Annotated in this window: 20 protein-coding genes; 7 read left to right on the plus strand and 13 right to left on the minus strand. The window is 52.9% G+C overall.

What is annotated here, in order from left to right:
* Window positions 1–245: 245 nt before the first annotated feature.
* Window positions 246–977 carry a Uma2 family endonuclease gene (locus DYY88_RS08745; protein WP_039728434.1) on the plus strand — a complete coding sequence of 244 codons (732 nt, stop codon included), beginning with the start codon at window positions 246–248 and terminating at the stop codon, window positions 975–977.
* Between the two features lie 80 nt (window positions 978–1,057).
* On the opposite strand, the gene adhE is transcribed toward DYY88_RS08745, so the two are convergent.
* The 5 genes from adhE to DYY88_RS08770 form a co-directional block, all read right to left on the minus strand.
* Window positions 1,058–3,706 (minus strand): bifunctional acetaldehyde-CoA/alcohol dehydrogenase, encoded by a 2,649-nt coding sequence (gene adhE, locus DYY88_RS08750; RefSeq protein WP_039728432.1) that lies wholly within the window; start codon window positions 3,704–3,706, stop codon window positions 1,058–1,060.
* A 171-nt stretch (window positions 3,707–3,877) separates the two neighbouring features.
* Window positions 3,878–4,606, minus strand: a complete 729-nt coding sequence (gene pflA / locus DYY88_RS08755) for a pyruvate formate-lyase-activating protein (protein WP_039728431.1) — start codon at window positions 4,604–4,606, stop codon at window positions 3,878–3,880.
* Window positions 4,607–4,725: 119 nt separating this feature from the next.
* Entirely contained in the window at window positions 4,726–6,954 is a 2,229-nt protein-coding gene (pflB, locus tag DYY88_RS08760; protein WP_039728430.1) for a formate C-acetyltransferase, read from the minus strand.
* A 717-nt stretch (window positions 6,955–7,671) separates the two neighbouring features.
* The gene (locus DYY88_RS08765; protein ID WP_039728428.1) at window positions 7,672–8,904 is read right to left on the minus strand and encodes a permease; all 1,233 of its coding nucleotides are present in this window, start codon (window positions 8,902–8,904) and stop codon (window positions 7,672–7,674) included.
* Window positions 8,905–9,069: 165 nt separating this feature from the next.
* Window positions 9,070–9,678, minus strand: coding sequence for a DUF3611 family protein (locus DYY88_RS08770; protein WP_039728427.1), 609 nt, complete (start codon window positions 9,676–9,678; stop codon window positions 9,070–9,072).
* Window positions 9,679–10,284: 606 nt separating this feature from the next.
* Here DYY88_RS08770 and DYY88_RS08775 point away from each other — a divergent pair.
* The 3 genes from DYY88_RS08775 (at window position 10,285) to DYY88_RS08785 (ending at window position 13,554) form a co-directional block, all read left to right on the plus strand.
* Complete coding sequence (locus DYY88_RS08775; protein ID WP_052288566.1) at window positions 10,285–11,727, plus strand: hypothetical protein; 1,443 nt, start codon at window positions 10,285–10,287, stop codon at window positions 11,725–11,727.
* Window positions 11,693–11,911 carry a hypothetical protein gene (locus DYY88_RS08780; RefSeq protein WP_044151350.1) on the plus strand — a complete coding sequence of 73 codons (219 nt, stop codon included), beginning with the start codon at window positions 11,693–11,695 and terminating at the stop codon, window positions 11,909–11,911. The genes DYY88_RS08775 and DYY88_RS08780 overlap by 35 nt, the downstream gene beginning before the upstream one ends.
* A 428-nt stretch (window positions 11,912–12,339) precedes the next feature.
* Window positions 12,340–13,554, plus strand: a complete 1,215-nt coding sequence (locus DYY88_RS08785; RefSeq protein ID WP_039728426.1) for a trans-sulfuration enzyme family protein — start codon at window positions 12,340–12,342, stop codon at window positions 13,552–13,554.
* Between the two features lie 362 nt (window positions 13,555–13,916).
* Here DYY88_RS08785 and DYY88_RS08790 read toward each other — a convergent pair whose 3' ends face one another.
* A complete protein-coding gene (locus tag DYY88_RS08790) occupies window positions 13,917–14,750 on the minus strand; it encodes a metal ABC transporter permease (RefSeq protein ID WP_039728425.1) in 834 nt (277 codons plus the stop codon).
* 84 nt (window positions 14,751–14,834) lie between these two features.
* Between DYY88_RS08790 and DYY88_RS08795 the strand changes: the two genes are divergently transcribed.
* The gene (locus tag DYY88_RS08795; protein ID WP_242517591.1) at window positions 14,835–15,206 is read left to right on the plus strand and encodes a four helix bundle protein; all 372 of its coding nucleotides are present in this window, start codon (window positions 14,835–14,837) and stop codon (window positions 15,204–15,206) included.
* Here DYY88_RS08795 and DYY88_RS08800 read toward each other — a convergent pair.
* The 3 genes from DYY88_RS08800 to DYY88_RS08810 form a co-directional block, all read right to left on the minus strand.
* A complete protein-coding gene (locus DYY88_RS08800) occupies window positions 15,200–16,003 on the minus strand; it encodes a metal ABC transporter ATP-binding protein (protein ID WP_044151348.1) in 804 nt (267 codons plus the stop codon). The two genes, DYY88_RS08795 and DYY88_RS08800, sit on opposite strands and share 7 nt — an antisense overlap.
* A gap of 101 nt (window positions 16,004–16,104) precedes the next feature.
* Complete coding sequence (locus tag DYY88_RS08805) at window positions 16,105–17,244, minus strand: metal ABC transporter solute-binding protein, Zn/Mn family (protein ID WP_039728424.1); 1,140 nt, start codon at window positions 17,242–17,244, stop codon at window positions 16,105–16,107.
* Window positions 17,245–17,504: 260 nt separating this feature from the next.
* A complete protein-coding gene (locus tag DYY88_RS08810; protein ID WP_130199375.1) occupies window positions 17,505–17,984 on the minus strand; it encodes a hypothetical protein in 480 nt (159 codons plus the stop codon).
* Window positions 17,985–18,102: 118 nt separating this feature from the next.
* On the opposite strand from DYY88_RS08810, the gene DYY88_RS08815 reads away from it, so the two are divergent.
* Window positions 18,103–19,269 (plus strand): acyltransferase family protein, encoded by a 1,167-nt coding sequence (locus DYY88_RS08815; RefSeq protein ID WP_039728422.1) that lies wholly within the window; start codon window positions 18,103–18,105, stop codon window positions 19,267–19,269.
* Between the two features lie 346 nt (window positions 19,270–19,615).
* On the opposite strand, the gene DYY88_RS08820 is transcribed toward DYY88_RS08815, so the two are convergent.
* The 3 genes from DYY88_RS08820 to DYY88_RS08830 all read right to left on the minus strand — a co-directional run bounded on the left by DYY88_RS08820 (window position 19,616) and on the right by DYY88_RS08830 (window position 23,760).
* Entirely contained in the window at window positions 19,616–21,253 is a 1,638-nt protein-coding gene (locus DYY88_RS08820; protein WP_039728421.1) for an acetolactate synthase large subunit, read from the minus strand.
* A gap of 190 nt (window positions 21,254–21,443) precedes the next feature.
* Window positions 21,444–22,835 (minus strand): NAD-dependent succinate-semialdehyde dehydrogenase, encoded by a 1,392-nt coding sequence (locus DYY88_RS08825; RefSeq protein ID WP_039730235.1) that lies wholly within the window; start codon window positions 22,833–22,835, stop codon window positions 21,444–21,446.
* A gap of 475 nt (window positions 22,836–23,310) precedes the next feature.
* Window positions 23,311–23,760, minus strand: coding sequence for an NUDIX hydrolase (locus DYY88_RS08830; RefSeq protein WP_039728419.1), 450 nt, complete (start codon window positions 23,758–23,760; stop codon window positions 23,311–23,313).
* Window positions 23,761–24,057: 297 nt separating this feature from the next.
* Here DYY88_RS08830 and DYY88_RS08835 point away from each other — a divergent pair, with 297 nt between their 5' ends.
* Window positions 24,058–24,915, plus strand: coding sequence for a GGDEF domain-containing protein (locus tag DYY88_RS08835; RefSeq protein WP_039728418.1), 858 nt, complete (start codon window positions 24,058–24,060; stop codon window positions 24,913–24,915).
* A 286-nt stretch (window positions 24,916–25,201) separates the two neighbouring features.
* Here the strand turns inward: DYY88_RS08835 and DYY88_RS08840 are convergent, their stop codons facing one another.
* Window positions 25,202–26,062 carry a PEP-CTERM sorting domain-containing protein gene (locus tag DYY88_RS08840; RefSeq protein ID WP_130199376.1) on the minus strand — a complete coding sequence of 287 codons (861 nt, stop codon included), beginning with the start codon at window positions 26,060–26,062 and terminating at the stop codon, window positions 25,202–25,204.
* Window positions 26,063–26,197 lie beyond the last annotated feature (135 nt).

A 26,197-nucleotide genomic window follows, 5' to 3' on the forward strand; every position in this document is an offset into this window, starting at 1 on the left:
CGATAGAGTAAGCTTTCATCCCTGTCTCTTAGCAAATTCCAAAACATACTAAGTGTATCTCACGAGACTGGAAAAGGCTGTATGAAGCATAATCTTATCAAACAACGAATATTACAATTATTCGTGGAGTTAGCTAAAGAGAAACGATCGCCCCATTCCTGAGACGATCGCTCCTCCAAACTCAAGCCTGATCTGGAACCGCCCCAGTCGTTAAAATAGAACAACTGGTCCGACTCGCGGCAACTATGGTTTTACAGTTCGACCCCCGGCAATGCTTACCCTCCTCTGCTGAGTTACCCGACTCGGACGATACCCCAGTGGATAATGAGTTACAGAATTTGATTCCCAACTTGCTCGAAGCCATCTTGGCCATGATTTGGTCGGAGCGGGGAGATTGGTTCTTCGGAGTAGATATGGGCATCTACTTCAACCCCAGCATCCCGGCAGTCGTCCCCGATGGATTTTTGAGCCTGGGCGTGGAGCGCTTTGTGGGTGAAGGGGGACGGCTGAGCTACGTGCTGTGGGAAGAAGACAACATCCCCCCGATCTTGGCCCTGGAAGTCGTTTCTAAAACCTATGGTGGCGAGTACGAACGCAAGAAAAAGCTGTATGAGGATCTGGGGATTGAGTATTACGTGGTGTATTTGCCCGATGGCTCCCCGCGTCGCAAGCGTCAACCATTAGAGATTTATCAACTCATTGAGGGTGAGTATCAGCAGCTAGCGGGAAATCCAGTGTGGTTGCCGAAAATTGGGCTGGGTTTGGGGCGAGAGCGAGGCACGTATTTAGGCCGAGAGCGAGAGTGGCTCTACTGGTACGACGAGACCGGGCAACGGTTGACCACCCCCGAAGAGCGCATCGCCCAAGAAGCTGCACGGGCAAACCAAGCAACGGAACGGGCAGAACAAGAAAAATCACGGGCAGAACGTTTGGCAGAGAAGTTGAGAGAGTTGGGGATTGATCCGGAATCGGTTTAGAGCCATTGTGTGGACAAAAGTAAAAGTGATCGCCCCATTTCTGAGACGATCGCTCCTCAAACTTCAGACCCAATTAGCAATTAAGCGTTGACCGCTTCTTGAATGGCCTCTGAGTCATCCTGGTTGTACATCGCCGCATCAATGCGACAACCCCGGTGGGCCAGCAGGTAGAGTTCCTTCAGCTCCTTGATCATCGGATAGCGGGGGTTTGCGCCCGTGCATTGGTCGTCGAAGGCGTTTTCCGCCATTTCTTCCACCTCCGCGTAGAAGCGCTTGTCCACCTCCGGGATCACATCGTGGATGCTGTCGGGGATATTGAGGCGATGCTTCAGATCCTCGATCGCCGCAATCAGCAACTCCACCTTCTCCTCCTCAGTGTCGCCACCCAGCCCCAGGTGATCCGCGATGCGGGCATAGCGGTACTTGGCATTGGGGTACTTGTACTGCGGGAAGATCGCCTGCTTAAAGGGCGCATCCGTCGCGTTGTAGCGGATGACGTGGGAGATCAGCAGCGCATTCGCCAGACCGTGGGGCACATGGAACGTCGAACCCAGCTTGTGGGCCAGGGAGTGACAGACCCCCAGGAAAGCGTTGGCAAAGGCCATGCCCGCCATCGTCGCCGCATAGTGCACCTTCTCCCGCGCCTTGGGATCTTTCGCGCCATTCTCATACGCGCTCGGCAGGTACTTAAAGATCAGGCGAATCGCCTCCAGGGCTTGGCCGTTGGTGAACTCCGACGCCAGCACCGAGACATACGCCTCGATCGCGTGGGTCAGGGCATCCAAGCCACCGTACGCCGTCAGCGCCTTGGGCATGTGCAGCACCAGTTCCGGATCGATGATCGCAATATGAGGCGTCAGGGCATAGTCCGCCAGGGGATACTTCATCCCGGTGCGGTTGTCAGTCACCACGGCGAACGGCGTCACCTCCGAGCCTGTGCCCGATGTCGTGGGGATCGCTACCAGGATAGCCCGATCGCCCAGGGGCGGCAGCTCATACACCCGCTTGCGGATGTCCATAAACCGCATCGCCAGACTCTCGAAGTCCGTCTCCGGATGCTCATACATCAGCCACATGATCTTGGCCGCATCCATCGGCGAACCGCCGCCCACGGGAATGATCACATCCGGCTCAAACTTGTTCATCGCGTCCACGCCGCGCATCACCGTATCCAACGAGGGATCCGGCTCGACATCGTGGAACACCTCATAGCGGAGGCCCATGTCTTCGAGGACCTGGGTAACGCGATCGCACATGCCCAGGTCAAACAGCGGCTTGTCAGTCACGATGAACGCCCGCTGCCGTCCCTGAATATCCTTCAGCGCTGTCGCCAGACAGCCAAACTTGAAGTACACCTTCGGCGGAATGCGGAACCACAGCATGTTCTCCCGCCGCTCCGTCACCGTCTTGATGTTGAGCAGGTGTTGCGGCCCGACGTTGCCGGACACCGAGTTGCCGCCCCAGGAACCACAGCCCAGCGTCAGCGAGGGGTCCAGCTTGAAGTTGTACAGATCCCCGATCGCCCCCTGGGAAGACGGCGTGTTGATCAACACCCGCGCCGTGGTCATCTGCTCCTCAAAGTGCTGAATGTGGTCGTGCTGTGCCGGATTCGTGTACAGCACGGACGTGTGACCCATGCCGCCGAAGCGGATCAGGGCTGCTGCCATCTCCACTGCATGGCCAAAGTCGGGAGCGCGATACATGGCGAGAATCGGCGACAGCTTTTCATAGGCGAACGGTTCTTCGGTGTTGATGTCCGACACTTCGCCGATGAGTACGCGGGTGCCTTCGGGAACGGTGATCCCAGCGAGTTCCGCGAGTTGGGCGGTAGACTGGCCGACGATCGCCGCATTCAGCCGCCCATTCTTGAGAATGATCTGGCGCACCTTGTCCTTCTCGTCATCGTTGAGCAGGTATGCGCCCCGCTCGATGAACTCCGCCCGCACCTCGTCGTAGACTTCGTCCACCACCACCACGGACTGTTCACTGGCGCAGATCATGCCGTTGTCAAAACTCTTGGAGATCAAGACGGAGTTCACCGCCATTTTGATGTGAGCGGTGCTGTCGATGACTGCCGGGGTATTGCCCGCGCCCACGCCCAGAGAGGGATTCCCCGACGAGTACGCCGCCTTCACCATGCCGGGGCCACCCGTCGCCAGGATCAGCTTAATGTCCGGATGGCTCATCAACGCCTGGGACAGCTCCACCGTGGGTTCGTCAATCCAGCCGATGATGTCTGCCGGAGCGCCCGCCGCTACTGCCGCATCCCGCACGATCTTGGCCGCTTCCTTCGTGCAGCCCTTGGCGCGAGGATGAGGCGAAAAGATGATGCCGTTGCGGGTCTTCAGCGCCAGCAACGCTTTGAACACTGCGGTGGAAGTGGGGTTCGTGGTCGGCACAATCCCCGCCAGAATGCCTACCGGTTCGGCAATTTTCTGCAAGCCGTAGCCGGGCTCATTCTCAATCAAGCCGCAGGTTTTCTCATCTTTGTACTTGTTGTAGACCATCTCCGACGCAAAGTGATTCTTGATCACCTTGTCTTCGACGATCCCCATGCCCGTCTCTTGAACAGCCTGCTTGGCGAGGGGAATACGCTTGGTGTTCGCCGCGAGGGCCGCCTGGTGGAAGATGCGATCGACCTGTGCTTGAGTAAACGTCGCGTATTCAGCCTGGGCCGCTTTCACACGGTCCACTAAGGTTTCGAGGGTTTCGAGAGAATTAACAGTCATAAATGTCTCCAAGGGATTAGCGAGGTGAGTTTAAGGTGGGCAAGCGAGCGTTGTGATAGCAATGAACCGCACGAGGCCGGTGGGTCACGCCACTGACGGCTGGGAAAACTCAGGGCGACCGTCGCGATCGCGGCGTTAATGCGGTGAGCCAATGGGGATGGGGCGATCGGGTTAAGTACCAATGGCGGTCAATCCTCGCGCGGTGAATCGCGCTACTGTTGCGTCAACCAACTCGGAACTGGGGGGCAGGGTATCTTTGAGGGCGTAATCGTGGCCCATTTGCGCCCATTTATGAGCGCCCAGCTGATGAAAGGGCAGCACTTCGACCCGCTCGACATTGCCCAGGGTCGCCACAAACTGCGCTAGCCCTTCCACGTTGTCGGTGGGGTCGGTCAGCCCCGGCACCAACACAAACCGCACCCACGTTGGCTTGTGAATCGTCGCCAGGTACTGAGCAAAGCGTAACGTCGGTTCCAGCTTGACCTGGGTAACGTAATGATAAAGATCGGGATCATAGGATTTGATGTCGAGCAACACGAGATCGGTACAGTCAAGGACGGATTGAGCCGCCGCGATCGGCACATATCCCGATGTATCCAGCGCTGTGTGTAAGCCGATCGCCTGGCATTGCTGAAAAATGTCGGCCACAAATTCCGGCTGCATCAGCGGTTCGCCCCCGGTCACCGTGACGCCCCCCTGACGCAGATAGCTGCGATAGCGCTGGATTTCCTGCATCAGCTCATCCACCGAAACTTCGCGCCCCCCATCGGGCGGATGGCAATCGGAGTTGTGGCAGTAAAGACACCGCAGCGGACAGCCCTGGGTGAAAATGACAAACCGCAGCCCCGGCCCGTCTACCGTGCCGCAGGTTTCGATGGAATGGATACGTCCAGTGGTCATAGAGGAGTGGGTGGGTGGATGGGTGGATGGGTAGGGGCGAGGCATTCTGGCAGCAACATTTCGGGGCAAAAGCAACGATATTCACAGAATGCCTCGCCCCGACGGGGGATTGGGGGCGGTTAAATGTGCTCGTGGAAGGTGCGGCTAATCACGTCTTGCTGCTGCTCGCGGCTGAGCTTGATGAAGTTCACCGCGTAGCCAGAAACGCGAATCGTCAGTTGGGGATATTCCTCCGGGTGCTCCATGGCATCCAGCAGGGTTTCGCGGTTCAGCACGTTGATGTTGATGTGGTGGCCGGTGTTGTGGACGTAGCCATCCAGCAGGCTCACCAGGTTTTGGATGCGATCGCTCGGGGTTTTGCCCAGGGCGCGAGGCACGATGGAGAACGTGTAGGAAATGCCGTCCTGGGCGTGCTCGTAGGGTAGTTTCGCGACAGACTCCATCGCCGCGATCGCCCCTTTGGTATCGCGCCCGCTCATGGGATTCGCCCCTGGCGCGAATGGCTCGCCGCCCTTACGACCATCGGGGGTGCTGCCCGTCTTTTTGCCGTACACCACGTTAGAGGTGATGGTGAGAATGGACTGGGTAAGCACCGCCTGACGGTAGGTGGAATGCTGCCGCATTTTGTTCATAAAGGTTTCCACCAGTGCCGCCGCGATCGCATCCACGTCGTCATTGTTGTTGCCAAAGGCGGGATAGTCCGTTTGCCCGTCGTAGTCGACCGCCAGCCCCGCCTCGTTGCGAATCACCCGCACCTGGCCGAACTTGATCGCCGCTAGCGCGTCCGCCACCACGGACAGTCCCGCCACGCCGCAAGCCATCGTGCGATACACATCGCGATCGTGCAGGGCCATCTCCAGCCGCTCGTAGCAATACTTGTCATGCATATAGTGGATGACGTTCAGCGTGTTGACATACACCTGGGCCAGCCAGTCCAGCATCAGGTCATATTTCGCCATCACGTCGTCATAGTTCAGCACGTCTGTGGTCACAGGTACGTAGGCCGGGCCAATTTGTTCGCCCGACTTTTCATCTTTGCCGCCGTTGATGGCGTAAAGCAGTGCCTTCGCCAGGTTTACCCGCGCGCCAAAAAACTGCATCTGTTTGCCAATGCGCATTCCGGAGACGCAGCAGGCGATACCGTAGTCGTCGCCGTAGTAGCCGCACATCAGGTCGTCATTTTCGTACTGAATGGAGCTGGTGTCGATGGAAACCTGGGCGCAAAACTGCTTAAAGCCCATGGGTAACCGTTCCGACCACAGCACCGTCAGGTTGGGTTCTGGCGCTGGCCCCAGGTTATACAGGGTCTGCAAGAAGCGGAAACTGTTCTTCGTGACCAGGGCGCGACCATCGGCCCCCATGCCGCCGATAGATTCCGTTACCCAGGTGGGATCGCCCGAGAACAGCTCGTTGTACTGGGGCGGGCGCAAAAAGCGCACCATCCGCAGCTTCATGATGAAGTGGTCGATGAACTCCTGAATTTCGGCCTCGGTGAAGACGCCGTTCTGCAGGTCGCGATCGCAGTACACATCCAAAAAGGTCGAGACGCGCCCCAGCGACATCGCTGCCCCGTTCTGTTCTTTGACCGCCCCCAGATAGCCAAAGTACAGCCATTGAATCGCTTCCTTCGCATTCGCGGCCGGTCGACTGATGTCAAACCCATACGCCGCCGCCATTTGCTGTAGTTCCAGCAAGGCCCGAATCTGCTCCGAGATTTCCTCCCGCAGGCGAATCACGTCTTCCGTGATGGCGGCCACTTCCAGGGATTTTTGCTGGGCTTTTTTGTCGTCTACCAGGCGATCGAGGCCATACAACGCCACCCGCCGATAATCACCAATGATGCGCCCCCGCCCGTAAGAATCGGGCAATCCCGTCACAATCCCCGAGTGCCGCGCCAGTCGCATTTCCTGGGTGTAAGCGTCAAACACGCCGTCGTTATGGGTCTTGCGATACTGGGTAAAAATCTTCTCCGTTTCCGGGTCGAGCTGATAACCATAGGCTTCCAGCGACTTTTTCACAATGCGAATACCGCCCAAGGGCATAATGGCCCGCTTCAGCGGTTGGTCGGTTTGCAACCCGACAATTTGCTCTAGGGTCTGGTCGATATAACCGGGCGCATGGGCCGTAATGCTGGTGGGTTGAGCCGTATCCACCGCCAAAATGCCGCGATCGCGCTCCTCATTCATCAGCGCCAGCACCTGATGCCACAAGTCCTGAGTGCGCTGCGTCGCCCCCGTGAGAAAGGTCGCATCCCCGTCATAAGGGGTATAGTTGGCCTGGATGAAGTCACGCACATCAATCGTTTTCATCCAAGCCCCAGATTCAAACCCGATCCATTGGTCAAACATTGAGTGAATGCTCCTATGAGTTGCGGTTGAGTGCTGTAAGAGCTAACGACTAGCGGTCAGACGACAGAGAAAAACTCACCATGGTCCACAAGATTGGCGTCAATTAAGTAATCTGCCTGCGGAATGCTAGACGTAAAATCGGCATGAATATTGATAAAAAAAGGCTTTTGTGAGCAAAATCGATGCGCCATCTAGTATTCAGTACCGACCAAAAAGTGTTGCCTTAATAAAGGGTGCGGCGCGGACAAAAGCTCCCATTCAGGAAAGATTGATCAAGACTCTGACTAGACGTTGTGAGGAATTTACAGATCGCTGATGCAGTTCACTAAACTCAGTTTCCAATCGCTGATGTCGTTAAGGAAAATGAACTGCTACGTAACCGAACTAGTGACAATACCGGGAATCGTTGGTGGCATCGCGGCAACAGACTTCATTAAGCTCTGACTGCATTAGGTCAACACTAGCGTGGGTCTTTGATAAAGCGGCTCAGGCTTTAGATAAAGATCAATTTTTCTTCGCCAAAGTTTATCGTGAACCTAATTGATGACTATTGGGTGCTCTAGATTGCGGTTCTACTGACAATACAAGGGGTTAAAGGAAGCGCTCAGTTTGGGGTGGTTTGGGCGCTGTTGGCAAAGGGGAAACCGCCAGGGGAGATCGCTGGATGAGAACTTTGCTCGGTGCGGTATCCAGTTGCAGGCTAGCGATCGACGGCAACTACACCAGAAAATAGCTGGTCGCCAGCCCCCCGACCAACCAAACATAAGAGACCATCGCGAGCCAGAACAAGATTTGTTCAACGCTGCCTTTGTCGCCGTGGTGATGGTGGTGATGCCCTTTCGCGTCGCCGGTAAATTTCAACCACGCCAAACCACCAGTAACCGCCAAAAATAGAAGATTTAGAAAGAACGTATAGTCGATCGCAAATCGATTTTCATTGCTAGCGGTGCCGCCAGTGCTCTCCGGCAAGATGCCCAATAGTGAGAAGCCATAATGCAGCACTAATGAGGTGGCAATCAAAGAGCCAAATAGCAAGCCCAAAATGTACAGTGCCATCTTCCAGCCGTAATATTTGGCATTGATGCGAATCACGGGCAACACAACGAGGTCACTAAAAATGAAGGCCATGACGCCACCGAAGCTAACCCCGTTGTTATAGAGAATGGCCGCCAATGGGATGTTGCCCATGGAGCCAATAAAAGTGAAGAATGCGGCGATCGGGCCAATGATCACGTTCTGTAAAACGGCGAAAAAACTGAGGGTGCTGCTATCTTGCCCCGCCCCAATAAACAGCGTTTCAAAAAAGACGGGGGGGACAAAGGCGGCGATGATTCCGGCAATGGTGAATCCGACCGTCACATCTTTCCAGACCATGCCCCATTCCATGAAGTATTGACGGGCGACCTGTCGCCACCCGTCAAGCGTCTGGATTTTGTGTTGCCAGTCGGTCTGTTGGGCGCTGCCGTCATCCCTGCCTTCGCGATCGTTGAGGCGATGGCGAGCCTTGCGAATCATCTGTTTGGGACGGGTGAACCGATAGCCGAGCCAGGCGAACAGGATCAGCAAAATGCCACCGACATATTCCCCAACCACAAACTGCCAGCCCAAAAAGACGGCGATGATAATGCCCAGTTCGATCACCAGATTGGTGGAAGCGAGTAAAAAGGACATCGCTGGGACAAATCCGGCCCCTTTCTTAAACAGCGATTTGGTGGTGGAGAGGGCGGCAAAGCTGCAAGAGCTGGAAATAAAGCCGAAGAACGCCCCCAACGCCACACTGCCACGTCCCGCTTCACCCATGGCTTGTTGCATGCGATCGCGGGTCACAAATACCTGAATCATGCTGCTGATGCCATAGCCCAAGATGAAGGCCCACAGCGCTTTCCAAAAGTAGCTGAGGGAGGTGAGGACGGCTTCGCTGTAGAGGGTCCAGAAGGATTGATCGGGCATGGTAATTACGGGGGAGAACGGTAGGTGAGTGGGTGGGTAGGTGAGTGGGGGCGTTAAGGGCACCAGAGCATCGATTCAGGATTGAGAGAAACCCGGTTGCTTTGTCGGTGCGCCTACGAGATTTGGCCTTGCTAAGCGTAGAAACCGGGTCTCTGCGCCGACGTTCTAGGACGATTTGACTAACACTTTTTGCTGCAGCCAACCGTAGGCCGCGAGTCCGCAAAAGTGGGTCAACGCGAGGCCACCGTTGATGAGAATGACCATCACGTCTAGCACGCGCAGAGTGCTATCGGGGGAATACAGGGCTGCGCCCTGGGGATGAGTCAGCGTTTTGGCCAGTAGGGATACGGCACTGAGTTCGGTGCCAAAGAGGCCAATACCTAAACCAATAAAGCTGACCTGAAAAGTCAATGCCACACGCTGACTGATATCGTCGGGTCGAGGGGTTGGCTCCATGTAGGGCAGCGCTAGGCGCTTGGCACTGCGAATTAACTGAAACGCCAGCCAAATGGCCAGCAGCACTGTGATGAAGCTGGCGATCGCCGTCACCAGTGACAACCCAACCCACAGGGTGCGATCGCCATCATCAATAGAGCGGCTGATAATCGCTAACCCCAACAGCGCCACCATCACGGCAGCGGCCACTAGATGTCCCCAGAAGCTGGCCCGACCCACTCGACTGATGGCTTTGGCTACACGTTCGGCGGCGGGGGGCAGGTCATGAGCGCGAGTCGGTGGCAAAGAAGGTCCGGGGAGGTGGGGAGGAGAATCCATAATCGTTGGCGATTTCGGCAAGTCTCTGACCAGGAATTGAATGAGGTGGCGTCAGCGATCGTGGTTGGACATCGATTCAGGCCGACAACTCAATGACTGCAACCCTCTGCAAGCCCAGTCACAGAAATTGCCGTATTAGAACACCTCTTAGTAGTCATCAGAAAGCGCTCAACACTTCCTCGTGCCGAATTACTGGTTTGAAAAGACTTGAAGCATTTTTATCAAGATATTTACTGCTGTCGCATCTATCAATTGGTTTATCTAAAAGAGAGAGATTTGACGTCCCCAATCATGTTTAGATTTGGCCGTATACAAATTGGCCGTATACAAGTACAACTTGTCCTGAAGCCTATGAGCAGGGATTCTTTGCGAGTCTCTATCAGATGAGGGATTAAGCATGAAATGCTTTCTTGTATTATTAACTCAGTCAAAAATCTATTTTTGCTACTTCAGTTAAATATCTTTTTGAGTATCTTTTGGTTTAGGTTTTAGAGTGGCTTAGCGCTGGAATTACGAGTCGGAAAGAGCCCATTCCACAAAACCAGTTCAAAGAAACTGGAACATTTGATATTTGTTCCTATAAGAAAGATTTTCAATTATTGAAATATGGAATCAGTTGAAGAAGTCCAGTCACAAGTCATTGAAAGACCAACTGGTTTGCGCTTGGAACGTTGGGGCAGGCGCTGGTCTCAAGCGGCCACAATCGCGATCGCAGTCAATCTATGTCTAGTATTCTTCAACCTGACTTATGTACCCTTGCGGCATGTTTATCAGGTTTACTTGCCGGGTCTAGTTAAGCTCTATGACCCGCTCAAGGGCATTGAGCCGCATCCCGTCACTCAGGACTATTTACAAGATATTTCTACCCTTAGAACGACGCTAGAAAGTGAGGGTTTGAATGATCCTGCAACTCAGACCCTGTTAGCTGATCTTCGTCAGCAGAGTACCACCCTAATCGACGAGAATCCTTACTTAGCTTCGGGTCAGATCACCACATTTGCCCGACTCAAGCGCCGGATTCAGGATTTCACCGACATCAATTCAGCCGATCGCGCCTTTCAACAGTTTTGGCAAGCGGACTACTGGCAAGACATCGGGTGGCCGACCGCAGAGCAATTTATCGACATGCAACTTGTGCCGTTGTTGCAGCGCAATTACTTTCGCCAAACCTTACCCACAGGACAATTTGTGGATGAGTTTTGGCGAATCGATGTTATTTTTGTCATCTTTTTTGCAGTCGAATTACTCATCAGAACACTCATCATTAGCCGCCGCGATCCTGATATTAGCTGGGGGGTTGCCCTGGCGCGTCGTTGGTATGAATTGCCGCTGCTCTTGCCCTTTTGGCGCTGGCTCAGATTACTGCCCCTAGCGGTGCGGTGCCATCGTACACATCTACTCAATGTGGAAAATTTGATTGGCCAGGTGACCCACGAACCAGCGGCTTATTTGGCCGATCGCGTCTCTAAATTTGCCATGGTGCGGTTAATTAACCAAACCCAAACCACGGTGCGATCGGGGGCGCTGCTCAATCCCCGCCAGCCTGATGCTGCATACACCCGCATTGGCGACCCGGCCAAATTAGATCAAATTACGGATCGCCTGGTGCAGGTCATTGTTTTGCGGGTCATGCCCACCGTTAAACCGGATCTGGAACAGCTCTTGCGCCATAGTTTGCGGCAGGCTTTGTTAGGGGGCGACGTTTACACGGGGCTGCGACAATTGCCCGGCTTCGACAGCCTGCCCGGCGATGCTGTTGACGGGGTGGCTGACTACTTAGCTCAAGCTAGTGTGGATGTGCTGGCCCACTCTTACACCGACGATGAAGGGCGCGTGCTGCTCGATCAGCTTAGTCGCGAGTTTCGCCAGGCCCTCGGCCAAGAGCTCCAGACCCACGCCAATTCCGAGGAATTGCAGGCACTACTGTCGGATCTGCTAGAGGAGCTGAAGGTCAACTACATTCAGCGGTCTGAGCAAGATGATCCGCGCACAACTCTGCGAGAAGTGGACGTTCTTGACCAACAAACTCAGTCCCATCAATCGCGATGACGGCCCTGCTCTCGCGCATTTTGGTGACGGCACGTTGTTCTTGTATGACCACCCCTTTGTGCTGTCTGGGTTAGACAAATACCGCGCCAGACCCGATGGCGAACTCACTCATCAAGAAGTGGTCTTGAGTCAACAAAATGTGCTTGACAGCAAAGCCTCCACCCATATACCCGATGTGAAATAGTAGGGCGATCGCATGGCGCTACTCGCATTGACCTATGAAAATGAAGCTGACAGCATTCGCCCCGCTGCCCCGTGGCCTTACTTTTCATAAATAGAATTTGAAGACTTTGTCCTCCCTCGCTAGTGCATCGCTATAAATAAGGAGTATTAGGCAGAAGCATTCCACCTATTTACCTTGATCGGGTGATTGGGCTGACATTTTTCTACCTAATCATCTAAATCGGGTAGATAGGCAGAACTTTTTCCACCTAATCGGCGAATTTGGGGTGTTATGCAGAACGGTTCACTCTAATTAATAGTTATGCGGTACAGATTTTGGTAAGGAGGCAACGATACTTTTCCTATTAGCGTTCAGGACGAGGATGATATAAAGTGCCTATGAGCTGATGATTCAGGGCTAATGTCAAAAAGGATCGAGGGTTTTATTTGATGGCCACAAATAATAGTTATGTCTCTCAAGGAATGCAAACTACGGCGATTCATGCAGGAGCTGAGCCTGATAGCGCAACTCATGCGTCCTCACCTAGTATTGTGATGGCTTCATCTTTCGTTGTGAAAGATGCTACAACTCCTTTTTCTCCCGAAAACGTAGAAGAGCAGGAAGCTTTTTTTTACACACGTGAGGGAAATCCAACAGTTCAACGCCTTGAGAAGAAATTAGCAGCCTTAGAAAATGCTGAGGCATGTGCCGCTTTTGGCAGTGGCATGGCTGCTATATCAGCTCTTATGTTTTATCTGCTTAAGCCTGATGATCACGTAATAATGAGCGACGTTGCATACGTAGGTGCAGCAGAACTAATGAAAGGTCTGGTTCCTAGCCTTGGGATCAAGGTGACAAGGGTAGATACAACAGATCTTACGGCTGTGCAAAATGCAGTGCTTCCAGAAACAAAACTGATTCACATCGAAACACCTTGCAACCCAATTGTCAGACTAACTGACATCAAATCAATAGTGGATATTGCTTGTGCTGCTGGAGCAAAAGTATCTGTTGATTCAACATTTGCTACGCCTGTTGCAACAAGACCAATTGAATTGGGTGTTGATTTTGTTATTCACTCTCTGAGCAAATATTTGTGTGGGCACGGCGATGCTATTGGTGGTGCTGTCATCGGTTCAAGGAATGAAATTTCAAATTTGCGTGATTTAGTGATCCACTTGGGAGGTGTCATCAGCCCGTTTAATGCTTGGCTCATCATGAGAGGCATAACTACTTTGCCTATACGAATGAAAGCTCATGAGGACAATGCACTTAAAGTTGCACGCTTCCTTGAGGAGCATCCCAAAGTTAAGCGTGTGATTTATCCCGGTTTACCATCTCATCCGCAATACGAACTAGCAAAACAGCAAATGCGTAATTTTTCTGGAATGATTGCGTTTCAGACCTCTGAGCCTCTTTCAATAGCACAAGCTTTTGCTAAGCATCTAAAGACTATTCACTATGCTGTTTCTCTAGGTCATCAGTGCAGTCTTATTTACTACGTTCCAACAGATGAGATACTTCAAACATCCTTTGCACTCACTGAAGCTCAAGTCAATAGTTATCGTAGCTATGCTGGCGATGGTATATTCAGATTCTCAGTGGGACTGGAAGACGCTGAGGATATCTGCAAGGATTTAGATCTGTCAATAGCAAAGTCGTAAGTTTTGTCCCAATCCCGCACAGCATAACAAATCGCTGAAGCGGGACGACTATTAGGATGTCTGTAAAGTAGCAAGGTTCATCTGCGTCCGCTTAGCTCAATCGTTAAAAATTAGTTGAGTTGTAGTCATGTTATTTGATAGCTGTAGGTGTGATGCGCATCTTTGACTTGACCATTTACATCACACAGTTCGAAACATAGTCCGAAGGGGTGAAAGCCTTTGATTTGTAGTTGGGCCTTGAGATGCTCAACCGAAATCTTGCCGGTTTGATTGTGTTTGATTTAAGCGGTACTGATTTGGCCTTCCATCAGGGTGAAATTGATGCCAGTGAGCAGCGGGTCCGTAGGGGAACGATCGCGTGATTAAGGCGCGATCGCCCGAGCGGTGGGAATCAACGCGGCGAGTAAAAAAATGCCCAGTTGCACCGTCACAATACTGGGGCCAGAGGGCAGGTCAAACAGGGCTGACATCAGCATGCCGATAACTGCGCTGATGGCTCCTAAACCAGCGGACATCAGAATGTAGTGGGTGAACTGACGGCTCAGGAGGCGCGCCGCACTGGCGGGAATCACCACAAAGGCGCTAATCAATAACACCCCGATCGCTTTGATCGAGATGCCCACCACCAACGCCAGCAAGACGATAAAGGCAGTGCGCTGAGCACGGACGTTGACCCCCCGCGAGATGGCCATGGGTTCGTGCAGGGTGAGGAGAATTTGCGATCGCAGGGTTAAGCCGATGAATCCGGCGCAGACCCCTAGCAAAAGGGCGCTAAAAATCAGGTCGGTCGTGCGAACCGCCAAAATATCCCCAAACAGCAGGCTGTTAATGCCCCCTTGGTACTCGTCTCGAAAGCTGAGCAGGATGATGCCCAGCGCCAGAGAGGACGAACAAATAATGTTCAATAAAGCGTCCGTCCAGAGGCGGGTGCGTTCTAAACAGTAGGCCACCGCCAGAGCAAACACCACGGCAAAGGGCAACAGCACCCAAGAAGGGTCAAGGCCCAGCAACAAGCCAATGCCAATGCCCAGCAGGGCTGACTCGCCCAACGCATCGCTAAAGAAAGAGAGTTGCCGCAGGATGGTAAAACTGCCCAGTAAGCCCCCCATGAGCCCAGTCAACACGCCGCCCATCAGGGCACGCTGCATAAAGGGCAGTTGAAAGAGTTCAATGACGCGGGCGAATTCAGTTTGCATGAGGGCAATGGGGATTAGGGGATAGGGAGTCCAGGATGGGAAAAATCAGGAAAAGACAAGCGGGTTTTGAGGGGAAGTGGGATAGTGGCGGGAAAAATTCAGTCGTATCGTGATTTAGAAGTTTGGCGGCAAGGGATGGCGTTGGCCGAAGGTTGCTATCGCCTCACAAAAACGTTTCCCAAAGAAGAAGTCTATGGCATGGTTGCACAAATTCGGAGAGCTGCGGTTTCAGTTCCGGCTAACATCGCTGAAGGCTACGGACGCGAGTATCGAAATGACTATATTAGATTTCTTCGGATTGCTCAGGGTTCTTTGAAGGAGTTAGAAACCCATCTTCTACTTGCCTTGCGGGTTGAACTGATCACAACAAAGACATCACAACCGATTCTCGCCCAGTGCGAATCTACTGGTAAGTTGCTGCGTGCCCTCCTGCGAGCTCTTCAGAAGAGTCAATAATCCCATTCCCGGCTGCCCGGCTGCCCACTCCCTTGATGGTGGTGATGATAAGGCACAAAATCTGGCCCGTAGGCCAAAGACAATTGTTCGGGGGCGAGGGCATGATCTGGGGGACCTTGGCATAAGAGCCGCCGGTTGATGCAGAGCACGCGATCGCAACTGCGGCGCACCATATCCAGGTCGTGGGAAATCTGCAAAATCGCCCACCCTTGCTCCTGCTTGAGCTGATGCAGCAATTGGTAAAACTCCGACTCTCCCCGCACATCCAGGCCCGCCGGCGCTTCGTCCAAAATCAACAGCGATCGCGGTCGCACCAAGCAGTAGGCCAATAGCACCCGCTTCGTTTCTCCCCCTGACAAACCGCTGACTAATTGATCGCGCAAATGCCAGGCTTCCACCTTAGTCAGAGCCGCACGCACCGCCTGCCGCCGCGCCCGACCGCCGACCCACGGCAGTTGCAAACCGACCTGATCCCACCCCAGGCCCACCAGTTCTGACACGGTGATGGGGATGCGGCGATCGAACAATGAGTTTTGCGGCAGGTAAGCAATCTGCTGGCGCACCGCCGGAGGCAGGTAGCCCCGCTCAGAGAGCACATGACCCATGACCAAGATCTGTCCCGACTGATGCGGCAAAATGCCCAACACCGCTTGAATCAGGGTGCTTTTGCCCGCGCCGTTGGGGCCGACGATCGCGGTATCGGTACCCGCCGATATCGTGAAGGACACCTCCTGCACGGCGGGGTGGGTCTCGCGATATACCGTTAACCCCTGCACCACTAATACCGGCTCGTTCAAACGCCAACTCCTGAGTCAATTAGTCAAGTTCATCTCTGGGACCTACGGCCACAGTCTTGGCAATCAATTAACTGTAGCGAAGGTTGTATTCGGGCGATCGCTCAAAATCGCAACTCAACCCATTGCGGCTCCCTCACCATTGATGCGGCTGTCCACTGGGGCAGCCAGGATTGACTCGACGCCTCGAAGCTCACTACTAGATTGTCAGCATTTTGGCGCATGGTGGTGAGGTAATGATCGGGCTGCGTGGCGGTAGCCTCTCCCGTCGCCACTGGATCAAATACGCTGACGGTAATTCCCAAGTCGCCCGCGATCGCATCGAAGGAAGTCTGGCTCGCCTGGGGTTCGGTCATGATGGTTTTCAGGCCCTGCGCCTGCACCGTCTCCATCACTCGCTTCACATCTTCTGGGGAAGGATTTTCTTCCGGAATGCCCACCAAGAATTGCGATTCCAAGCCGTAACTTTCAGCAAAGTAACTGGCGAAATCATGGAAGACAACAAAGGTTCGCCCTGCGAAGGGGGCTAACTTTTCAGCTATATCAGCATCCAGGGCTTGTAGCTCAGCAATAAACGCCTCCGCATTGGCCGTATACTCAGCTGCCCCCTCGGGGTCAGCGGCAATCAGCCCATCGCGGATATTTTCTACCTGAGCGATCGCCCGCTTGGGGTCAAGCCAAATGTGTGGATCGAATTCACCATGATCGTGACTGTGGGCCGTTTCTTCATCATGGTCATGCCCTTCATCATCGTGGTCGTGTCCCTCTTCGCCATGGTCGTGATCGTCTGCCTTCGCGTGATCGTGACCATGCTCATCCAGACTCGCCAGAGTCGCGACCCCAACACTAGAATCAACGATCGCCAACTCTGCGTTAGCCGCATTCTCGATCATGTCAGCCAAAAAGGATTCCAGCTCTAACCCGTTTTTGACCAGCACATCGGCATTGGCGATCGCTTGGGCATCTCCGGGTTTGGCCTGGTAGTCGTGGGGACCGACATTGGTCGGCAATAACTGCACCACCTCGGCGCGATCGCCTGCCACCGCGTTAGTGAACTGGGTAATCGGCAAAATGGTCGTCACGATTTGCAAGACATCTTCGGGGGCAGCGGTCACTTCCGACTCTGGCAATTCGGCTTCGTTGGTCGTTGTGGGCGCGGCGCAACTGCCCAAACCCAGGGAGATCGCGCCTACAGTAACCCAGACCGTTCGCGATAGGCGGGCTGACCATTTCCATCCAGACATGACTGATTGTCCTTGAGGCAACATCAACAGCAAGTAGAACTTGAACGAATTGAGAATGATTATCGTTCCTGTCTAACTTACATCATATTTTGTGTTTGGTTGCCGTCGATGCTAAAGAAAATTGACAGTTTGCCCGCGCCAGGGGGTGTCCCAGCGCGATCGTCGACAGCTTTGAGAGGGCTGTCAAGCTGCTGAAGTGAGCCAGTATCGACGCAATGGCGTCATATATCCAGATGGTTGAGATGATTTGTTGTCGCGGCCTAGCGGGGTTTGAGCATTTGGGCCACGGCCAAGCCCTTGAGGCTGCCACCGATCAGGCCCGTCAGTGTCGCCATGGCCAACCATGCCCACGAGACGCGGCTATTGCCATAAATTGAGGCGTTGATGATGTCGGGCATAAACCAGAACAGACTGACAGTGAGAATCCCCGCATTGATCAACGGCCACCACGGCCACCCGCGCTGGCGATAGTAACGCAGGACTAATGTGTGAGGCACCGCAGCGATCGCCCCACACACAAACACCATGACAAACACCGGCCAGCGCGATAACAACACCAGTCCGACCAACAGAAAAATGGCGCAGTAGCCGCCAATGATGGTCGCCAAGCCCCACCAGCGATAGTGCGGCCAATACGGACGCATGGCCCACCCCTGGGCGATCGCCAACACGATCGGCCCCCCAAACAAGCCGACGATACCGAGGGGATTGCAAAGGGCGATCGCTGCTGTGGTCGCCACAGTCCAGCGCAAACAAAACCTAAACCGTTGTTGTGCCATACCTTTACTAACACTGAGAGCACTGTTTAAGATACTGTCACCATGATGGCAATGGCCAACCTCGACAGTCTTAACAATAATGACGACCCCTGCTTCTAATATCAGTGCTACTTCGCCGATATTGCCCGACCAAGATTCTGCCAAAACAATAGAACATCACATTCCTGAACTAGATGGTCTAAGGGCGATCGCTATTTTAATTGTTGTCCTCTCCCATACCGGGGTTTGGCCTTTTCCAGGGCACGGAGCTGCCGGTGTGTGGATCTTTTTTGCCCTTAGCGGTTATCTTCTCACGCGACAAGTTCTCATCAGGGGATTTTGGAGTCCACGCCTGATTTTGGCTTTCTATATCAAGCGTTTTTTCAGGATTATCCCCTCTTTCATTTTTGTAATTTTCTTCTCAATGCTCGTCTTCAAAAATGATCTAGATAGCTTCCTGATGACCATTTCCTTTCGCTATGAAGACACGGGAAACTATCTATGGGCAGTTAGGCAAGAATTACTTTTCTATATAATCTTACCCATCCTTCTTGCCCCTCTAAGCTTAAAGAGATCTAATTTGGGTAAAGTATCGGCTATTTTTCTGATCGCTTACCTCTTGGCCTCAAATTTAATTGTTACAGCTACGGCTGGTTTGCCAGTCTCACTACGGATAACGCACTATGTTTCTGTTTTCCTGTTTGGAGTTTTGACAGCTCTGCTTATGACGGAGAATTTCTATACGTTCAGAAGTCATAAAAGCTACAATACCTTGAATTTTATTTCAATCTCATTGCTAGTATTTTTCTGCTGTTTCAACCGAGATGTAGCCACCCTACTGTTAGGGGCAGACTCCCCTCTCGTAACAAACTATTCTTGGAAAAATGTAGATTTCTTTGGGGTGATGTCGTGTCTTATCATTGCTTTCTCTCATCATTTTGTGTTTGAAAACGAAAAGGAACTATTTTTATTGAGTATTTTGAGGAATAAGTTTCTCAGGCTAGTTGGAAAATATAGCTATGGCATTTATCTTATTCATATGCCGTTGATTCCCGTCTTTGTTAAATGGACTCAGAATACTTCTTTGCTCAATATGCCAGTAGAGGATAATGCATTCTTGAATGTGAGTAGATTTTTGACTCCTATGATCATTTTTCTACTCACATCGCTATTTTCAACTGTGCTTGCTGTATTGCTTCATGCCTTTATCGAACAACCCAGTGTGAGATTTGGAAGGTTGATGATTTTGAAGTTGGGTCTGAAATAAGCCTCGACAAGATAGTAGAGGGGGGAAATGAATCCCTCACAGGCTGCATTGAAGCCTTAAGGAGTTAGCCCTGCCATGAAAACTGGTGTCATGGCAGGGCTGCATCATGGCGGTAGAGCAACGACTGCGAACCCCTACGTTATTTCTCTCCTTAGGGAGATATCCAACGAGCCTTTTTTGGGATGTATCTCACTCATCCCAAAAATCACCTACTCAGTTACCCAACGGGAATACCCTCAACGACTCTCTGCAAGGGGAGCAGCAGTTTTGTGCTGTTCACACTGCTCAGTCTTGATGCCGTGTTTCCTGGTCAGTTACTTGAGGGCATGACCAAAATATGGGTGCCTTAAATGGAGCACGTTAAATCGCGGGTTTGCTGGCTGAACAAGAGGTTTTCTCGATAATCGACGGGGCAGTCGATGACGGCGGGGACATCTTGCTCCAGGGCTTCTTTGAGGGTCGGCATCAGGTCTTCGGTCGACTCCACCCGATATCCTTTGAGGCCCATGGACTCCGCGAATTTCACAAAATCGGGATTGGTGAAGTGGACGAAATTGGATTCGCCGTAATGATTGTGCTGTTTCCACTCAATCAGGCCGTAGCCACCATCGTTAAAGATGATCGTGACGAAAGCGGTGCCCAATCGCAGCGCCGTTTCTAGTTCCTGGCAATTCATCATAAAGCCGCCGTCGCCGGTGGCTGCCACCACCTTGCGGGCCGGATGCACAAGCTTTGCAGCGATGCCCCCCGGGATGGCGATGCCCATCGAAGCAAAGCCGTTGGAAATGAGGCAGGTGTTGGGGCGATCGCAGTGGTAGTTGCGGGCAATCCACATTTTGTGCGCTCCCACGTCAGAGATCAGAATGTCTTCTGGCCCGAGCACCTGCCGCAAGTCGTAAATCAGCTTTTGGGGCTTGACCGGGAAGCCGTAGTCATCGGCATAGCGCTGATAGTCGGCCCGAATTTCGTCTCGCAGTTTGACATTGATGGGGTCGGGACGCCCTTCACGGTTCACCCGCTTCAAAATTTCTTCCAGGGAGTCGGCGATATCGCCCACCACCTCTGTGCGGGGAATGTAGCTGCTGTCAATTTCCGCCGGGGTGGAATTGATATGCAAAATCGGCAGGTCGCCCTCCGGGTTCCACTTTTTCGGGGAATATTCCACCAGGTCATAGCCGACAGCAATGATCAAGTCGGCCCGCTCGATGCCGCAGGAAATGAAGTCGCGCTGCTGCAGGCCAAAGGTCCACAGTGCTAAAGGATGGGTGTAGGGCAGCACCCCCTTGCCCATGAACGTATTGACCACAGGGATATTCAGCTCGGTGGCGAACTGGATGAGGGCGTCGCTGGCCTCGGCCCGAATCGCCCCGTTGCCCACCAGAATGAGCGGGTTGGTCGCCTGGGAAATGGCCACCGAGGCCTGCTGAATACTTTGGAATGAGGCGAAGGATTTTTCGCGCCCGTCACGCCGTAGTGGTGCCCCCTCGACGGGCATGTCGGCAATATTTTCCGGCAGGTCAATGTGGACGGCTCCGGGCTTTTCGGTCTGGGCCAGTTTGAAGGCTTTGCGGACGATTTCGGGTGTGATACTGGGGCGCACAATTTGGGCGTTCCACTTGGTCACTGGGGAAAACATCGCCACCAAATCAAGGTACTGGTGCGACTCAATGTGCATGCGATCGGTGCCGACTTGTCCCGTAATTGCCACCAGAGGGGCGCGATCGAGGTTGGCATCGGCGACGCCGGTCATTAAGTTGGTGGCTCCCGGTCCCAGGGTCGATAGACATACGCCGGCTTTGCCCGTTAGCCGCCCGTACACGTCGGCCATAAAGGCGGCCCCTTGTTCATGGCGCGTGGTGATGAACTGAATGGAGGACTTTTTCAAGGCTTGCAGAACGGCGAGATTTTCCTCACCGGGGACGCCGAAAATATATTCGACGCCTTCATTTTCGAGGCATTGCACGAGTAGCTCGGCAGTATTCATTCCCTGTGACTCCTAATGCGGGTTAATCCGTTCGATGTTCTAAGTCGGTAGACCTAGTTAAGCGTCGTTCGATGTTGATGCTGGCTGCGGCCCCAAAATCGCTCTCTCCCTGGGTTTCTGCACACTAGCGAAGCCAGGTTCGCAGGGCTTTACCCAGCCTACGAGAGCGGTATTGTTTGAGCCGACCGACTTATTTGATCCAGACGGTTTTTTGATTGACGAAGGCCAAGATGCCCTCGCGGCCCAGTTCGCGGCCATAGCCCGATCGCTTGATGCCGCCAAAGGGGAGGCGTGGGTCAGACTTCACCAGGCCATTGATAAAGACGGCTCCCGCTTCGAGTTCGTCAACGAGGCGATCGCACTCATCGGCATCTTGCGTCCAGGCGCTAGCGCCCAAGCCCAGCGGCGTACTGTTTGCCAGGGCGATCGCTGCATTGATATCCGGTACCCGAAAGGTCAGCGCTACTGGACCAAAGAATTCCTCTTGATCGGCAGGGGTGCCAGGGGGAATATCGGCCAAAATCGTGGGGGGATAAAAGTAGCCAGCCTGCAATGCTGGCGGCAAGGTGGCGGTCAGGGCGGCAACGTCGCCACCCACCAGGACTTTAGCTCCTTGCTCACGACAGGTATCGACCTGGGCGGCCAATTCGTCTCGAATGCCGGGAGTCGCCAGAGGACCAACATCGGTATCAATCAGGGTCGGATCGCCCACCTTCAGCGCCTGAAATTTGGCGGTCAGTCCCTGCAAAAACTCATCGGCGATCGCCTCATGCAAAATGAATCGCTTGGCTGCAATACAGGATTGGCCGTTATTCAACATGCGCGCCGTCACCGCCGTGGCGATCGCCTCATCCAGATTTGCACTGGGCATCACCACAAAGGGGTCAGTGCCGCCCAGCTCTAATACCGTGGGTTTGATCTGTTTACCCGCCAGCGCGGCCAAGGCGGCCCCCGCCGGTTCACTGCCGGTGAGGGTCGCCGCTTTAACGCGATCGTCGGTCACGACTTCCGCCACGGCATCGGCCCCAATCAACAAGGTTTGGAAGACATCTGCTGGCAGTCCGGCTTTACGAAAAATCTCCTCAATGAGCAAGGCACTCTGAGGCACGTTGGACGCATGTTTCAGTAACGCGACATTACCGGCCATCAGAGTTGGTGCCGCAAACCGAAAGACCTGCCAGAACGGAAAATTCCACGGCATGACGGCGAGCACAATGCCCAGGGGCTGGTACCGCACAAAGCTCTGGCTGGCGTCGGTAATGGCCGGTACATCTTTCAAAAACTCCGCCCCCTGCTCGGCATAAAAGCGACAAACCCAAGCACATTTAGAAACCTCAGCGATCGCACTTTTGATTGGTTTCCCCATTTCCTGGGTCATAATCGCGCCATAGGCTTGCTTATTGTTTTCTAAAATATCGGCGACAAACTGCAACCAAGTCGCCCGCTGTTGAAACGAGGTGTGACGATACTGTGCAAATGCGGTTTGAGCTCGGTCAATGCGGTCGGCGATCGCCGCCGAACTGAGGGAGTCAAACGTTTTCAGGCATTTGCCATTGGTTGGGTTGGTAGTGGCGATCGCCATAATGACCTCCCGATCTGCGGTCAACAAACTGTATATTTCTACTCTGACAAGGGAAACGAGTGTTGATTGTCAAATCGTATTGATTGTTCATTGATAACAGTATTTTTTTTGCAAACTTAAATCTGAATCAATACTCTGCCTGGGCAAACCGAACGGTCAACATCAATTGGTCAATCTGACTACTTTTGAGGCCGCAATATAAACATTTGCAACTCACTCTCTTACGAGTCCTTAAATTGGTCTTAAATAGTCGCAAGTTTTCAATCCTTGCCTCTATCTTTGGAGTCAAGATACCTCCTAACTGCGTCTCCAGCCCTGTCAGATTCTGATGGGGCTGCTTTTTATGGTGCTGATGTGCGGGGATTTGAGCAGGCGTATCGGTATTTTCCCTGTAACGATACCTTTTCTGCCCATCGTTGCCCTTGGGGATGGTTCCCGCAAGTGAACCGGAGCTGTTCCGAGCTTTCTGACAGCACTATTCCCCTCGTAGGGCTTGTGGATGGGTTGCCAAAAACCGCAACAGTAGCATTCGGTGCGGTTGGCCGAGGGGGCGAACCTGATTGGCCACTAGCGAAAACTTTTTCCCTCGCTGAATATCAGCCTCTGTCCACAGGCCCAAATCCCAGCCTTCGTTGAGCTGTAACTGCTCGGGCGGCACTACCAGTGGCCCGTAAAACACATGGCGCACGATATTTTGATGTTCCCATCGGGTAAATCGGTTGAGGTAAGGCGGCACGTAGTCGATTTCTTCTTTGATTTCTCGCCACACGCCGGCTTCTGGGGTCTCGCCGGGTTCAATATGACCGCCAAAAAAGGCCCAGTGACCGGGATACACAATAGTGGGAATATTGTCTCGAAGCTGCAAGAGAAATTGCCCTTCGCGGATTAACAGCGCGATCGCGACTTCAGTCTTATCGGTTGCCATAGTCCTTCTCAATCAGTACGTCCAGACTATAAACGGAAATTTGATTCGCCGTTGCGCAATCAGCCTTACGGTTGAATTGCCCAAATTCTTAAGACTTGGGCCTGTATTTGGAAATATCACCACGTCCAGCCCTTGGCATCACAGTTTAATTAGGCAATTGGGCATGATAAAAATCTCGAAAAGTTGAGGGCGGCGCTGCCAAACCTTACATTGCTCAGGAATCATGAATGCCCACCATGAGCAAAGTTACTCAGTCCTCTTTGGGATGGCCCCAATTACTCCAGAGCTGTCAGCCGTATGAAATTTGTGCAACCTCAGATCAGTCAGTGGCTTTATCAACGTGCAGCCTGGCAACATGTTGTCGGCAATGCGTTGGTGATGTTCACGATTTGGTTAGTTGACTACACCATTCGGATAAATTTGGGCCTCTCGATTTTCTATACGCTGCCGATCGTGATCTTGGCTTGGTATTTCAATATCAAAGCAGGCTACTGGGCTGGGGGGGTAGCCGCCAGCTTATGGGCGATCGCCGAAGCCAGTCGCGCAACGCCCGATACGACGCTCTTGTTCTTAATCTGGAATACGGGAGTGCGCCTCGCCTTTTGGTGGCTAGTGGTGTTTCTGCTGGCGGCCCTCAAAGCCAGCTACCGTCAAGAGCAACAGCTTGCCCGCACCGACTTTTTGACGGGGCTGCTCAATCGGCGAGCGTTTACCGAGGGGCTGACTCAAGAGATTGTGCGTTCTGGCCGCTACGGTTTACCTTTTACGCTGGTGTATTTAGATGTGGATAATTTCAAGGCGGTCAACGATCGCTGTGGCCATGCGGCGGGGGATGAGCTGTTGCAAGCGATCGCCACAGTCCTGGCACAAACCCTGCGCAGTAGCGATTACGCTTCACGATTAGGGGGGGATGAGTTTGCCTGTTTCCTACCGCAAACCAATCAGGCACAGGCCAGTCACCTGCTGTCACGACTGTTTGCGGCGCTGACAAATCTTGCGCATACTCAAACCGTGTCAATCGGTTTCAGCATCGGAGCCATTACCTTTTTGCAGGCACCAGAGTCTGCTGATGCGGCCCTAGCCGCCGCTGACAAACTCATGTACGACGTTAAAAGCCACGGTAAAAACCAACTCGTGCAATCCGTCTATCTTTAGCTCACTCGGCCCAGTGACCGACTCAAGTCCACCGGAATCCCGCCTATCTCTGTCGATATTGAATTGGTGATGTTGAATTGGGGCGTCAACGGATCGTTTATCTGGCCCGGCCCGGTTATTGACCGATCGGATCTAGCCAGGCTCTTTTGAGTCAATAACGACTAATAAAATATCCACCCGGCAATCCCTTCTCAGGAATTTGTCGGGTGGATAAGTGAAAGTTAATGCGTAGAACACGGCTAGCAGCAGCTAACCGCCCCCTTTCTTAACTATTCTGCTCAGCAGGCTAGCTGTAGCGCTTATACGTCACAACTCCGGCCAAAGTCAGCAGCCCCAGCAACATACCTGGTTCCGGCACCGACTCAGTTTCCCAGTCAAAGCCTTTATTCCCTGCGATATAGGAGAAGTTATCAACTTCGAAACCACCACCAGTCGTCTGCTCGATAACAAGGGAGTCAAACAGCCCAGTCGCATCGTCAGCATAAAAGTGCAGATAGGCATTACCTTCGCCCTTACCACCATTTAAGTGACCGTTCTGGTGCTTAGCAAAAATCGGAGCGACTGGATTGATATCCGAATACTCAAAGCGACTCACTTCTTGACCATCTTTCTTAAGGATGAACCGGTTACCATTGCTCAGGGCTCCCCAGTTAATCCCAAAATAATTCATCGTCTGCCCCAGGCTCACCTCAACACTATTGCCTTTAAATACTGCAAGATAGTTAGTTTTATTTTTCTGCAAGTTGGAGTTGGATGGATCATAGTCAAAGGGATTAGCAGGTGCCCAATTATCAGCCTTGATATTGGTGCCCGAACTACCAAATCCGCCCTTTGCAGTTGCGCTAAAGGTCAAACCGTTGGAGTAATATTTACCGCTATCAAATGAAATATTAGCGTCAAAGTTAATTTCAACTAGGTCAACTAAATGGGAGAAATCAGAAAAAGCTCCGCCGGTTGAACCCTCTTTTCCCTCGGCCAAGCCAGTCGTGATTCTGGCAGAGATGCCACCTTTCGTGACCACACTACTATTCGTAAACTCGCTATAGTCGGGGGCTGAGGTGTTAGCGTGAGCACCCGTAGCAACAGTCAGGGTGCCAGCTGTCGCTACCATTGCGGCTAAACCGATTGCAGGAACTCGTAAGACCATGATTTTGTTGCTCCTCGAATTGAATAAGTTGATTTCATTTACTTGAATTCAGTTTCGCAATCTCATTGCCTTAGTCACAGGAGAAAACTTACGGATATCTGTCTGATGCTTTGACCAAGAAACATCACACATTCA

The organism is Leptolyngbya iicbica LK (assembly GCF_004212215.1).
In the GTDB taxonomy this organism is placed as follows: Bacteria; Cyanobacteriota; Cyanobacteriia; order Phormidesmidales; family Phormidesmidaceae; genus Halomicronema; species Halomicronema iicbica.